Here is a 13407-nt window from a genome sequence, read left to right on the forward strand (position 1 = left end):
GCGAGGATGAATTTCAAAATTCGTCAAAGATCAGAGTGAATGAAACGCAAAAGGGCCAACCCGATGGACTGGCCCTTTGACGTGATTACAACAACCGGAATTACATCGCCGCGATGCGGGCGTGAGCTTCCTGAAGTTTGGCAAGGGTATCGCGCGCTTCTTCAAGCTTGGTTTTTTCGGTCGCGACAATATGTTCAGGCGCACGGCTGACGAAACTTTCGTTCGACAATTTGCCTTCCTGACCCTTGATATATTTGGTTTTGCCGTCGATTTCCTTTTCAAGGCGCGACTTTTCGGCCACGACATCGATGAAATCGGCAACCGAAACGAAGACGGTTACACCGTCAACGACGGTCTGAATGGCCCCTTTGGCGATGGCTTCAACATCGCCCTGCCCTTTGAATTCAACCACAGCCACACGTGCCAGACGTTTAACCTGGGCTTCCTGCGCGGACACGGCTGCCTTCATTGCATCGGATGCATCGACCAGATAGATCGGAACCTCAGCCGCAGGCGGTACGTTCATTTCGGAACGAACACCACGAATATTACCGATCAGGCGGATGGCAAGATCGATTTCATCTTCGGCGGCACGGTCAATCAGTGCATCGTCGAATTTCGGATAAGCCTGCGACATCAGAAGCGTCGCACGATTATCAGCCGACTTTTCCCAAAGTTCTTCGGTGATATAGGGCATGATCGGGTGCAGGATCAAAAGAATCTGATCCAGAACCCATGCAGTCACAGCCCGGATTTCGGCTTTGGCGTCTTCGTCCTGGCCCATAAGGACCGGTTTTGCAAGTTCCAGATACCAGTCGCAGAAAGTGCCCCAGACAAACTGATAAGCACCGTTCGCTGCATCATTGAAACGATAGCTTTCGATGCCCGATGAAACGGTTTTTGCCGCCTCGGCGGTCTTACCGACAATCCAGCGTGCCAGTGTCGAACTGACATTGGCAGGATTGAACCCGTCGACCGGTTTGCATTCGTTCATTTCAGCGAAACGTGCCGCATTCCAAAGCTTGGTCGCGAAGTTGCGGTAACCTTCAACGCGGGACGCTGCAAGCTTGATATCGCGACCCTGAGCCGCCAGTGCCGTCAGGGTCAGACGCAGCGCGTCACAGCCATATTCGTCAATCAGTTCCAGCGGATCAATTACGTTGCCCTTGGATTTCGACATCTTCTGACCATGTTCGTCACGGACCAGCGCATGGATATAGACATCCTTGAACGGAACTTTACCGTCCATGAAATGCATGCCCATCATGATCATGCGGGCAACCCAGAAGAAGATGATGTCAAAACCGGTAACCAGCACATCGCCCGGATAATATTTATCAAGTTCCGGCGTTTTATCCGGCCAGCCAAGGGTCGAGAATGGCCATAATGCCGATGAGAACCACGTATCAAGAACGTCGGTTTCCTGGGTAAGTTCAACATCCTTGCCGAAATGCGCTTTGGCTGCGGCCAATGCTTCTTCTTCGGTTTCCTCGACAAATATTTCACCGCCCGGACCGAACCATGCCGGAATGCGATGTCCCCACCAAAGCTGACGCGATATGCACCATGGCTGGATATTGCGCATCCATTCAAAATAGGTGTTTTCCCAGTTTTTGGGCACAAATTTGATACGACCGTCTTCAACTGCCTCGGTCGCCGGTTTGGCCAGAACTTCGGCATTCACGAACCACTGATCGGTCAGGTACGGCTCGATCACGACGTTTGACCGGTCACCATATGGCACCATGTGAACGGTGTCTTCGATCTTTTCCAGCAGACCGAGTTCTTCCATTTTGGCAACGATCAGTTCGCGTGCCTTGAACCGATCCAGACCACGATATTCTTCCGGCGCGTCATCATTGATGCGCGCATGATCATCCATGATGTTGATTTTTTCGAGATCATTGCGTTTGCCGACTTCAAAGTCGTTGAAATCATGCGCTGGGGTGATTTTAACGGCGCCCGATCCCTTTTCAGGATCGGCATATTCATCGGCAACGATTTTGATGCGGCGTCCCACGATTGGCAGAATGCAGTACTGACCAATCAGATCCTTGTAACGTTCATCATCAGGATGAACCGCAACACCGGTATCACCCAGCATGGTTTCCGGACGCGTGGTCGCAACGGTGATGAACTCGCCTTCCTTGCCCTCAATCGGGTATTTGAAGTGCCAGTAATGGCCTTTGACTTCTTTCTGAACGACTTCAAGATCGGAAATCGCGGTCAGAAGTTTCGGGTCCCAGTTGACCAGACGCTTGTCACGGTAAATAAGTCCCTGTTTGTGCAGGGTAACGAATACCTTGCGAACAGCAGCCGACAGACCATCGTCCATGGTAAAGCGTTCACGTGGCCAATCGGGCGATGCGCCAAGACGGCGAAGCTGATTGGTGATCGTGCCGCCGGATTTTTCTTTCCATTCCCAAACTTTTTCTATGAACTTTTCGCGGCCAAGGTCATGACGCGTCACGTTTTGTTCGCCAAGCTGGCGTTCAACGACCATCTGTGTCGCGATACCGGCATGGTCGGTACCGGGCTGCCACAGCGTATCCTTGCCCGACATCCGGTTATAGCGCACCAGAATATCCTGAAGCGTAAAGGTCAGTGCATGCCCCATATGGAGGCTGCCGGTTACGTTGGGCGGCGGCATCATGATGACATAGGGATTTGCACCTGATGCCGGATCGGCGGCAAACGCCCCCGATTTTTCCCATTTATCGTAAAGTCTGCCTTCAACGTCGGCCGGGCTGTATGTCTTCTCCAACATGGTCTTTTGATCCGCTGCGGGTTTTATCACTGTACAAAGAAAAAGCGGCGCACCGTTGGCGCGCCGCTGTAAATCATATTTCGGCTCGCCTACAGGTCTTCGGCGCGGTTCACAATCCGCTCGATTTCCTTTTTCACAAGGCGTTCGATCATATAGGGAAGGTTTTCGTCAAGCCATTCCTTAAGCAACGGACGCAGCATATCGCGCACAAGGTCTTCAAGCGTGATATGACCAGCGTTAAGGCCAAGGGCGACGGCACGTTTCTTTGCAACGGCTTGCGCCAAATCCGAGATGGTTCCGGTTGCCGTGTTTTCGGTAGCACGGGAAATCAGCGGCTCGTCATCTTCGTCGTCCTCGTAGACCGTAGGCATTGCCGGTTCGGGTTCCGGTTCGTCGAAGTCATCCATCAGATCGGGTTCAGGTTCTTCGAATTCGTCTTCTTCCGGGGTTTCATCGAAATCGAGCATATCGTCGAGTTCGAGCTCTTCCTCGGGCTCGTCAAGCTCAAGCTCTTCCGGTTCTTCATCGAATTCAAGTTCTTCGGGCTCTTCATCAAGTTCGAGCTCGTCGATCTCTTCTTCAATTTCCGGTTCGGGCTCTGGTTCCGGCATCGGTTCTGGTTCAGGAGCGGCCTGTTTCTTGTCATCATCCCCTTCATCAGCAAGAATCTTGCGGATGGACTGGAGGATGTCCTCCATTGAAGGTTCTTGTTGCCCGTCACTCATTTTTTATCTTCCGCACTAGATTTCATTACCGAACCTACCCTTCCCCAAGGCCTGACAGGGCCTAAAGGCCCTGTCAGCAATCAGGTCAATCCGTTCCCCACCACTGATCCTTGACTTTGTTATAGTTGGATTCAGTGTCATAAATTTCGACCGGAAGGCCGAGAACCTGCGCATTCAAGGCTCCCATCGCCGCCTTGACCTGGAATTCGGCAACCGCTGCGTCACGGCGCGAACCAACAAGGTTCACACGTGCCTGAAGCAGTTCCTGTTCCTGATCAAGAACGTCAAGGACAGTACGCGAACCAACAGAAGCTTCGCGCTGCACACCATCAAGGGCGACCTCGGCAGATGATACCTGCGCCTGCTGGGATTCGATGCTCGCACGTGCCGTCACGAGGGTTTCCCAAGAACTGGTCGCATTTTCAATCACGGCGCGACGGGCCTCATCAACCTGAACCCGGGCCTGACCGGCTGTTTGCTTGGCCGCACGAACAGATGAATAAACCGCACCTTTCTGATAAAGCGGAACGGTGACCTGTGCGAGTATTTCTGCACTGTCCGAGGTCAGATCCTCCTGCGAGGCTTCGTAAGCGCGCTGCACACCGGCACTCAGATTGACCTCCGGATAAAGCGACCCTTCGCTCAGCCGGATGTCAGACTTTGCCGCATCTTCGGTATACTGGGCCTGAACCACATCAGGATGCTGATCCTGGGCAATCGCCAGAACATCCGTAACACTGGTCGGAAGCCCCGACAGCGGATTCGGAATTTCAAGATTATCAGGCTTGTTACCCACCAGACGCTCGTACTGGGCACGGGTATTGGCAAGGTTACCCTGGGCTGAGATCAGGTCTGCCTTGGAACCGGCAAGACGGGCTTCGGCCTGTGAGACGTCGGTACGTGTCACTTCACCAACCGAGAAACGGTCACGCGTTGCTTCAAGCTGACGTTCAAGAACGCGGACGTTATTCTGATTAAGTTCGACAACTGCCGTATCACGCAAAACGTTGAAATAGGCCGTTGCAACCTGCAGCAGCACATCCTGTTCTGAAGAACGCAGGGCCGCACGTGCCGCACGGATACGCGCTTCCGCCCGATCAGTTTCAGCAACGGTACGACCACCACGATAGAGAGGCTGAACAACTTCTGCACCGACAGTATAAGGCGTCAGGCTATTGTCCGTTTCGGTACCATTTTGATCGGTATCCAAGTCCCGGAAGCCAGCTTCGCCCGAAAGCGAAACGTTCGGGCGCCAGTTTGACAGCGCCTGCGAAACCTGTTCATCCGTTGCACGAAGCGACGCACGACCGGCTTCCAGCGTCGGGTTGCTTTGATATGCCTTGATCAAAGCTTCTTCAAGGCTCTCTGCAGAGGCCCCATTGGCAACGATACCACCAGTGGCCAGAATACTGCAGGTCAGCAAGAACCGTTTTAACATTTATCTACCCTTGTAAGATCCTACACCAAGTCCCGACCCCGGCGCAGTTTCGCATATGGTAACGACGGAACGAATATTTTCCAACAAAAGAGGCATTTGTTTGAGAAAAAATAAAAATGCCGACCTTTTCGCCATCAAATTATCAATTGTAACGTGTCATATCCGGGTCGATTTCCAACGCCCAGACATCTATACCGCCAGCAACATTAAAAACATCTTTAAATCCGCGATCCTCAAGCAGCATTGCGGCATGGCGACTGCGAACGCCATGATGGCAAAGAAGTGCAACCGGTTTTTCGGGGGCAAGTTCCCCTGCCCGATCCGCCAATTCGCCCAAAGGTATATGGATCGCGCCCGCGATTGCGCAAATCTCCAATTCCCAATCTTCGCGCACATCAACAAGTACGAGGGGATTGTTTCCTTCAAGACTTGATGCCAGTTCGCTGCATCGAAGATCGCGCACCATTTACCTGCCTACCTGCTCTATTTTCCTGATCGGGTTGCTGAACCGGTTTACATAAAATTTTGCCCGGAGTTTTCCCCGGGCAAAACAAAATCATATCAGAACACGAAACTTTCTGCCGGTTCGAACCCGGGAAGATAGGGAATGTTGGCATCGAACAGATCACGATGCCCAACGACCCCGTTTTCACGTTCGTAAAGACGCGCAACACCAACCTTGCCAGGTGCCCGAACGACAACCAGCAAACGACCACCCTCGGAAAGCTGATCAAGAATGTTGGCAGGAACTTCGGCAACCGCACCGTCAAAGACGATCACATTATACGGCGACTGCTTGGCGTAACCCTCGTCAAGATCGCCTTCCACCACGATGACATTGTCATAGCTGTGCGCCTGGAATGTCTTTTCAGCGATGGATGCCATTTCCTTGTCGCTTTCAACCGCAACTACGGTTTCGGCAACGCGCGAAAGAACTGCACCCGTATAGCCATAGCCTGCGCCAATCACCAGCGCGACGTCGCTACGTGCAATCTCGGCAGACTGCATCATGCGTGCGATTACCATCGGCTCCATCGCATATCGGCCATTTCCGACAGGAATATCTTCATCGACATAGGCAATGCCACGCTTGCCTTCCGGCAGGAACAGCTCGCGTGGAACCTCCTCCATCGCAGCGATGACCAAGGGATCGGTAACCTTGTTGGTCCGAACCTGATTTTCCACCATGTTATGGCGCGCGATTTGGTAATCCATGTTTATCTGACCTGAAAATTCTCGCGAGAAAAAGCCTGCAACCGGTCTTTGTCCCCAAAACCACGTCACAGATGTTGTCCTGTTTATAGTCAGCACATGGGCAACTGACAACAACGGATCAACGGCAGAGCGGCAATTATTCGCGAAAACATATTGAAAACATATCCAGAATGGATTTATCCGCGCACAAATTGTTTGTTGGCGATCTTCAGATTGTTTTCTGTTTAAAAATCTAAAATTGGGTGCTTGACGGCCTGTATTCGATAGGGCTATACACCGGCCAGCCAACGCGAAGGCGCGATGGCGGAGTGGTTACGCAGAGGACTGCAAATCCTTGCACGCCGGTTCGATTCCGGCTCGCGCCTCCACTAATCCGGCATAGCTCAGTTGGTAGAGCAAATGACTGTTAATCATTGGGTCGCAGGTTCGAGTCCTGCTGCCGGAGCCACAAACCCCTGGAACTCTGTTCCGGGGGTTTTTGCTTTTGTGCCCTGCCCTGCAAATTGCTACCAATAGCGCATCATCCGCCCTGAACTTCGATTAGGATCAATATATGTCATCCCCTGTTTCGCGCCGTCACATGGCCAAGGATTTGAGTTTCTCGCAATTGGCGTGGGGCGCATGGCGATTGCGCGACAGCACGGACATCAAAAATGTCGGTGATATTCTGGCATTGATCCACGCCTGCCTTGATGCTGGGATTACCACATTTGATCATGCAGACATTTATGGGGGCTACGGATGCGAAACCTATTTTGGCGAGGCATTGGCAAAAGCACCAGAACTGCGCAAGAGAATGGAAATCGTGACCAAGTGCGATGTCGCACTGGTCAAGGATGCGCGGCCTGACAACCGGATCAATCATTACAACACCAGCAAGGCGCATATTCTGGCATCGGTTGAAGATTCGCTTCGTAACCTGACAACCGACAGTATCGACATGCTTTTGATCCACCGTCCCGATCCACTGATGATCGCCGACGAGGTTGCGGATGCATTCAACACACTCCGTCAATCCGGCAAGGTTCGTCATTTCGGTGTTTCAAACTTTACGCCGTCACAATTCAATCTGTTACAAAGCCGCCTTGATTCACCGCTCGCCAGCAATCAGGTGGAATGTTCGGTTCTGGAACTTGCCCCGATCTTTGATGGCACGTTTGATCAGATGCAGCAAAAGCGGATCCATCCGATGATCTGGTCACCACTTGGTGGCGCACGACTGTTCAACGCGCAAAATGATGTGACAGCCGACCGCTTGCGCCCCGTTCTAGAACGAATGCGTGACAAATATAACCTGCCCGGCATCGCCGAAGTTGCAATTGCATGGTTGTTGCGCCTGCCCTGTCAGCCGGTGCCGGTCCTTGGCACCATGAAGACACACCGCATTATTGATGCAACAACATCCTGCGGCGTTCAATTTGATCGGCAGGACTGGTTTGAAATTCTGGTCGCGGCACAGGGGCATCCGGTCCCCTAAGCATTTACAGGCACAGGAAACAGGCGTTCAATTAACCGGAAGGCGACGGGCGATACGATACCGTGAAAAAAGATGGATTTCGGATCATTTTTTCTCAAAAAGGTCTTGCGGGATCAAAGCTGTTTTATTATACCCCTGCCACGCGCTTCAAACGGAGTGCCAACCCTGATCCGGCATAGCTCAGTTGGTAGAGCAAATGACTGTTAATCATTGGGTCGCAGGTTCGAGTCCTGCTGCCGGAGCCAATTAAAAAGGGACCGAACAATTTGTTCGGTCCCTTTTTCTTTTGATATTGCTTTATCCGCCCCAAAACCGGACCTAACGACCATGAAAACAGCCAAAATCGAATTGAAACAAGTGAAACTTGGCACGCTTTCCGGTGCGACTGAGGGCTGGATGATTGTCTGCGAAGATGATGTCATTCATGGCCTTGTGCACCGGATAGATGGTGATTTGTTTACAATTTCCTCTACGACCGATGAACGTATCCAGGCATTTGGCTGGTGCCCGATGTTTGACAGCCTTGCCCATGTTCAAAATGATCTGGAAATAGCGCTGGCCATGCAAAGTGCCAGAGAAGTCGAGGAATGGATTGAACAGTCCGAGCGTTTCGATGACGAAAGTCATAATGGGCATCTGCATTAAGTAAAGCAGATTAAATAAACTTGCCGATCAGCGGATGTTTGCATGGCATATGACGGTTGTGCGAAACTGTTATGTCCACAATGCTTTATTGATCCACAGCAAAACAATATATGCTTTAATAAAATATGATCTCGCATCTGCGAAAGCGGATTTTGACAGGTGGCCCGAACAAAGATGATGGCCATTCAATTGCCACCGGCCGCGTCATCGCGTGCCCCATGGAAAAAGCGGGAATTCGGTCATGAGCACGATCAATCTGGACCATCTTTTCAAACCAAAATCGGTCGCAGTCATCGGCGCATCCAATCGGTCCCATTCCGTTGGACAGGTGATCATGCGCAATCTGCTGGCAGGCGGTTTTGACGGACCGATCATGCCGGTTAATCCGCACAGCCAGTCAATTGGTGGTGTTCTGGCCTACCCTGATGTTGAAAACCTGCCGGTTGTTCCCGAACTTGCCGTTATTTGCGTCCCCCCCAAAGCCGTTGTGCCAACCATGGAATGCCTTGCCGCCAAAGGCTGCATGGCCGCCATTGTGCTGACCGCGGGTCTTGGTGCCGAACAATATGACGATCACCGCAGCGTGAAACAGGCGATGCTTGAAATTGCCGCAAGCCATAAAATGCGCCTGCTGGGCCCAAACTGTCTTGGCCTGATGGTGCCGGGTATCGGACTCAATGCCAGTTTCAGTCATCAAAGCATCGGCAGTGGCAAAATCGCTTTTGTGTCGCAGTCGGGCGCGCTTTGCACCGCTGTTCTCGACTGGGCGGCGGCACGCGGCATCGGTTTTTCGCACTTTATATCGTTAGGCGAATGCGACGATGTCGATTTCGGCGACGTGATCGATTATCTGGGGTCGGATCCGAATACGCGTGCGATCATGCTTTATATCGAATCCATTCAGGAACGCCGCGGTTTCATTTCCGCAGCACGCGCCGCATCGCGCAATAAGCCGATCCTTTGCATCAAATCGGGCCGCTTTGCCGAGGGTGCAGCCGCAGCCGCATCGCATACCGGCGCGCTGGCCGGAGCCGATGACGTGTTTGATGCCGCCATCAAACGTGCGGGCGTTCTGCGCGTTTATACAGTTTCGGAAATGTTCTCCGCCGCAGAAACCTTGTCACGTATGCGCCCGTTCCGGGGCGACAAACTTGGCATTATCACCAATGGGGGCGGTATTGGCGTTTTGGCCGTTGATGCCCTGATTGAACGCCAAGGCCATCTTGCCAAGCTTGAAGACAGCACGATCGAGGCCCTTAACGGTGTCTTGCCATCAACCTGGTCACATGCAAACCCGATCGACATTATCGGCGATGCCCCGGGCGAACGATATGCAAAGTCGATTGATGCGGTCCTGAAAGATCCCAATATCGACAGCCTTCTGGTCATGCATGCCCCAACCGCTATCACCGATCCGGTGGAAGTTGCCCAAGGCGTGATTGATGCGATCAAGGACAGTCGCAAAAACATCCTGACCAACTGGGTTGGCGAGGCAACCGTCGCCAAGGCACGCAATCTGTTTTATGCCGCTGGGATCCCGACATATCGTACCCCGGAAAATGCCGTTGCCGCCTTCCAGCACATGGTGAATTACCGCAAATTGCAGGAAGTCCTGATGGAAACGCCGCCATCAGTTCCGCAGGATTTCACGCCGGAAACCGACAAGGCGCGCCAGATAATCCACACAGCCATTCATTCGGGGCGCGATATGTTGACCGAGCCAGAGGCAAAAGCCGTTCTGGAATGCTATGGCATCAATACGGTCAAAACCGTAGCCGCAGAATCGGTTGATGACGCCATCGAAACGGCGAATGCCATCGGTTATCCGGTCGCGCTCAAGATTCTCTCGGATGATATCAGCCACAAGTCCGACGTTGGCGGTGTGGTTCTGAATATCGACAGTGACGAAGAGCTCCGAGCTGCCGGCAATAAGATGCTGCGGACCGTCAAACAGAAATTCCCAAATGCGCGGGTACGAGGCTTTACCGTTCAGGAAATGATCAAACGTGCTGGTGCGCGTGAATTGATCGTTGGCATGACCACCGATCCAATTTTTGGCCCGGTGATCCTGTTTGGTCATGGCGGGGTCGAAGTTGAAGTAGTCCGCGACCGGGCCATGGCGCTACCACCGCTGAATATGAAGCTGGCGCGCGAGCTTGTGGAAGGAACGCGTATCTATAATCTGCTGCGCGGTTATCGCGATGTGCCGCCGGTCAACCTGGAACAGCTTTACGTCACGCTGGTGCGGCTGTCACAGTTGGTTGTGCATCTTGGGGAGGTGCTTGAACTCGACATGAACCCGCTTCTGATTGATCAGACCGGGGTGATAGCACTGGACGCACGGATCAAGGTGACACCAAAAGTGGTTAGCGATGATCAACGTCTGGCAATTCATCCCTATCCGCGCCACCTGAAACAGGAACTGATCCTTGAAGACGGGACAAAATACCTTCTGCGTCCGATCAAGCCGGAAGACGAGCCGAAGCACTATGAATTCATGTCGAAACTGACACCGGAAGACATTCATTTCCGGTTCTTTGGCTCGGTCCGTGAATTGCCGCATTCGGAAATGGCCCGCCAGACACAACTTGATTACGATAGGGATATGGCATTCCTTGCCATCGTGCCAGAGGGGCCAGAAGCAGGCGATATCCATGGCATTGTTCAGGTCGTAATCGATCCGAATAACGAGCATGCCGAATATGCGATTATGGTTCGCTCAGACATCAAAGGGCGCGGGCTTGGCCGCATATTAATGGAAAAGATGATCGAATTCTGCCGCCAGAAAGGGACAGAAACCTTTATCGGGCAGGTTCTACCAGATAACCGCCGTATGCTGACGCTTTGCGAAAAACTGGGCTTCTCGCGCAAATATCTTGCCGATGAGGAAGTGTTTGAAGTCACCCTGCCCTTGCAACGCGACGTCGCCTGATATCGGGTTGATAAATCATGAAAAAAGCCCGGTCACATTGAATTGGCCGGGTTTTTATTTTGCCATCAGACGACATCCAAAAATTACGCGGTTTCAGGCGTCAGTTTGGATTTGATGTGTGCCAATGCCTTTTCTGGGTCAATCCCCTTTTCGCGCAAGGCGTCGGCGGCCTCGCTTTCGATTTTGCGAAGTTCGCCCAAGGTTGTCTGAACGTCTTCAAGCTGTTGTTCCAGTTCGGAAATGCGACGACGCCCGACCAGCATCAGATGCGCCAGTTGATCTGCACCCGACCGTTCAGCGTCATAAAGATCAATATATTCCTTGATGTCTTCAAGCGAAAAACCAAGACGTTTGCCACGCAGCACCAGCATAAGGCGCGCGCGATCACGATAGTTATATACACGCGTCGCACCTGCCCGCTGCGGTGATAGCAGGCATTTGGTTTCATAAAATCGGATAGCGCGCGGCGTGATGTCGAACTCTTCGGCAAGCTCGGTAATGCTGTACAGCTTATCGTTCATGGTTTTTCTTATTGAATGAATGCAATGGTGCAACATCGCAACATTGGTACTTACAAGTCAATATATTTACGCTTACGTCACTTCGCTGCAGGCCATTCCCAAGATTACGACAACGTCGCCAATTCCCTAGTCCCTTGCATTCGAGTTACTTTCGTTCGTCTTGGTACGAATAAATGCCAAATCAACCGGCACATAGTCCGGACCGTTAAATAGCTTTTTGCCGGTCAATGCCCCGGGCCAGCTTTGGGGATCGGATTTCCAGACGGTGCCATCGGGCATTGGGACTTCAAGCGGATCACGGAAACCTTCGGCATATTCGGGCACCAGTTCCAGGTCACCACAAATACCCGCCTTGAATATCGGCCCTGCTGCCGGCCGTGGATTGCTCAGCACACCGGGCCAGGCATCAAATATTGCGGGATAAGTCGCGTGATTGCACACATCACCGGAAAACCGCACACCGCGATCTTCATCCCTGCCAAGATCAAGTTCGTCAGTAGGACCAAACAATGTCTGATCAAGCGGCATCAGGTTGATGGGCAAAGTCGCCGGATTGGCATACCCAATGGCATTACGCCGGTTTTGCCACATCCTAGTTGCGCCCTTTTTGACGTATTTCTGACGCAGGAAGAAGCTGTTGTGGAAGCATTCAAAAGGCATACTTGGCTGCGCATGGCTTGACTTGCCGAATTTGAAAACGGCACCACCGTTGTTTTCATCCCCCTCCGGCCCCGGGCGGCTATCAAACCAGCCGCGATTGCCGAAATAATACCAGTACCCGCCAGCCAGATTATCCTGCGAGAAAAGCTTATGACAGTTATAGAACTGGTTATAGGCCACCCACCAGCCCACGGCAGTTGCTTCGGGTTCAATCGGATTGTCGCGCACGAAACTGAATCGGTTATCAATGATGCGGACATTGCGGTTAAAGCTGCCGATCGGCTTTTGCAGATTGGTCGCGGATACATCCATTCGAACGGCGTTATAGCAGTGGCGCACATCGTTTCCACGGATTACGATATCGCCCGCAATGTCATCCGCCCCAAAAAATGCACCGTTCAGGTATCGATATGGTGCTTCCTTGCCCGGAATGATTTCGCCGTCATGGATCATCGCCCAGTTAAGGTACCGCCAGATCACATCATCCTGAATCCAGTCGCAATTTTCGATGATGATGCGTGATGTGTGCTCGCCCGTCGCATAAAAAGCATATGTTCCGCCGCGGATTTGAAGGTTTTTGAATATCAGATCATTGCTGTCGCGGATATAGACGGCACTCGGCCATGCACGTTCGATACGGATATTATCAAGACGAATATGGCGCTTTCCAATGATGCGAAACGCCGCGTATTTGGCACATCCGGGATCGATTGCCGAAACTTCGGGATCGGGCGGACGGCGACCGTCAAGAATGGCACCATATTCACCGCGAATGATGATCGGCTGATCTTCAAGGCCGCTTATCGGGATATCAACCGGTTCCGGCAGGAAATAGTTTCCCGGCATCAAACGGATCAAATCACCAGGCGCACAATTGGCCACCGCATTATGAAGTGTTGAGGTTTCGCGCCAGGTAGAATCGACCCAATGACGCCCGCCATCCGGCGTGACATAAACCATCCTGAGCATTTCATGTTCCCCTTGTTACCCCGATGCCCGATTAGATTTTATTGCCGGGCTTGTGTTT

Annotated in this window: 10 protein-coding genes and 3 tRNA genes; 6 read left to right on the forward strand and 7 right to left on the reverse strand. The window is 52.3% G+C overall.

Annotation, left to right across the window (positions count from 1 at the left end; genetic code table 11):
* Positions 1-100: 100 nt before the first annotated feature.
* The 5 genes from ABIE64_RS06660 to ABIE64_RS06680 all read right to left on the reverse strand — a co-directional run bounded on the left by ABIE64_RS06660 (position 101) and on the right by ABIE64_RS06680 (position 6145).
* Positions 101-2767, reverse strand: coding sequence for a valine--tRNA ligase (locus ABIE64_RS06660; RefSeq protein WP_354376943.1), 2667 nt, complete (start codon positions 2765-2767; stop codon positions 101-103).
* 89 nt (positions 2768-2856) lie between these two features.
* On the reverse strand, positions 2857-3465 hold the full coding sequence (locus tag ABIE64_RS06665) for a DUF2497 domain-containing protein (RefSeq protein ID WP_007089650.1): 609 nt from the start codon (positions 3463-3465) through the stop codon (positions 2857-2859).
* Between the two features lie 112 nt (positions 3466-3577).
* On the reverse strand, positions 3578-4930 hold the full coding sequence (locus ABIE64_RS06670; RefSeq protein WP_063094069.1) for a TolC family outer membrane protein: 1353 nt from the start codon (positions 4928-4930) through the stop codon (positions 3578-3580).
* 142 nt (positions 4931-5072) lie between these two features.
* Positions 5073-5396, reverse strand: coding sequence for a rhodanese-like domain-containing protein (locus ABIE64_RS06675; RefSeq protein WP_082822697.1), 324 nt, complete (start codon positions 5394-5396; stop codon positions 5073-5075).
* Between the two features lie 95 nt (positions 5397-5491).
* Entirely contained in the window at positions 5492-6145 is a 654-nt protein-coding gene (locus tag ABIE64_RS06680; protein WP_354376944.1) for a protein-L-isoaspartate O-methyltransferase family protein, read from the reverse strand.
* Between the two features lie 294 nt (positions 6146-6439).
* Here ABIE64_RS06680 and ABIE64_RS06685 point away from each other — a divergent pair.
* The 6 genes from ABIE64_RS06685 to ABIE64_RS06710 all read left to right on the forward strand — a co-directional run bounded on the left by ABIE64_RS06685 (position 6440) and on the right by ABIE64_RS06710 (position 11199).
* Positions 6440-6513, forward strand: a tRNA-Cys gene (locus ABIE64_RS06685).
* A 4-nt stretch (positions 6514-6517) separates the two neighbouring features.
* Positions 6518-6593 (forward strand) — tRNA-Asn (locus tag ABIE64_RS06690).
* 105 nt (positions 6594-6698) lie between these two features.
* Positions 6699-7622, forward strand: coding sequence for an aldo/keto reductase (locus ABIE64_RS06695; protein WP_354376945.1), 924 nt, complete (start codon positions 6699-6701; stop codon positions 7620-7622).
* Between the two features lie 169 nt (positions 7623-7791).
* Positions 7792-7867 (forward strand) — tRNA-Asn (locus ABIE64_RS06700).
* An 82-nt stretch (positions 7868-7949) separates the two neighbouring features.
* Positions 7950-8267, forward strand: coding sequence for a hypothetical protein (locus tag ABIE64_RS06705; protein ID WP_354376946.1), 318 nt, complete (start codon positions 7950-7952; stop codon positions 8265-8267).
* Between the two features lie 241 nt (positions 8268-8508).
* Positions 8509-11199: a bifunctional acetate--CoA ligase family protein/GNAT family N-acetyltransferase gene (locus tag ABIE64_RS06710; RefSeq protein WP_354376947.1), complete on the forward strand. Its 2691-nt coding sequence runs from the start codon at positions 8509-8511 to the stop codon at positions 11197-11199.
* 83 nt (positions 11200-11282) lie between these two features.
* Here the strand turns inward: ABIE64_RS06710 and ABIE64_RS06715 are convergent, their stop codons facing one another.
* Together ABIE64_RS06715 and ABIE64_RS06720 are read right to left on the reverse strand one after the other, a co-directional pair.
* Positions 11283-11720 carry a MerR family transcriptional regulator gene (locus ABIE64_RS06715; RefSeq protein ID WP_007092176.1) on the reverse strand — a complete coding sequence of 146 codons (438 nt, stop codon included), beginning with the start codon at positions 11718-11720 and terminating at the stop codon, positions 11283-11285.
* A gap of 126 nt (positions 11721-11846) precedes the next feature.
* On the reverse strand, positions 11847-13349 hold the full coding sequence (locus ABIE64_RS06720; RefSeq protein WP_354376948.1) for a right-handed parallel beta-helix repeat-containing protein: 1503 nt from the start codon (positions 13347-13349) through the stop codon (positions 11847-11849).
* Positions 13350-13407 lie beyond the last annotated feature (58 nt).

This window comes from Thalassospira sp. MBR-102 (assembly GCF_040549275.1).
In the GTDB taxonomy this organism is placed as follows: domain Bacteria; phylum Pseudomonadota; class Alphaproteobacteria; order Rhodospirillales; family Thalassospiraceae; genus Thalassospira; species Thalassospira xiamenensis.

Bases quoted from the DNA above. Each gene is read 5' to 3' on its own strand.
- ABIE64_RS06660 (WP_354376943.1), bottom strand. From the start codon at position 2,767: ATGTTGGAGAAGACATACAGCCCGGCCGACGTTGAAGGCAGACTTTAC.
- ABIE64_RS06665 (WP_007089650.1), bottom strand. From the start codon at position 3,465: ATGGAGGACATCCTCCAGTCCATCCGCAAGATTCTTGCTGATGAAGGG.
- ABIE64_RS06670 (WP_063094069.1), bottom strand. From the start codon at position 4,930: ATGTTAAAACGGTTCTTGCTGACCTGCAGTATTCTGGCCACTGGTGGT.
- ABIE64_RS06675 (WP_082822697.1), bottom strand. From the start codon at position 5,396: ATGGTGCGCGATCTTCGATGCAGCGAACTGGCATCAAGTCTTGAAGGA.
- ABIE64_RS06680 (WP_354376944.1), bottom strand. From the start codon at position 6,145: ATGGATTACCAAATCGCGCGCCATAACATGGTGGAAAATCAGGTTCGG.
- ABIE64_RS06695 (WP_354376945.1), top strand. From the start codon at position 6,699: ATGTCATCCCCTGTTTCGCGCCGTCACATGGCCAAGGATTTGAGTTTC.
- ABIE64_RS06705 (WP_354376946.1), top strand. From the start codon at position 7,950: ATGAAAACAGCCAAAATCGAATTGAAACAAGTGAAACTTGGCACGCTT.
- ABIE64_RS06710 (WP_354376947.1), top strand. From the start codon at position 8,509: ATGAGCACGATCAATCTGGACCATCTTTTCAAACCAAAATCGGTCGCA.
- ABIE64_RS06715 (WP_007092176.1), bottom strand. From the start codon at position 11,720: ATGAACGATAAGCTGTACAGCATTACCGAGCTTGCCGAAGAGTTCGAC.
- ABIE64_RS06720 (WP_354376948.1), bottom strand. From the start codon at position 13,349: ATGCTCAGGATGGTTTATGTCACGCCGGATGGCGGGCGTCATTGGGTC.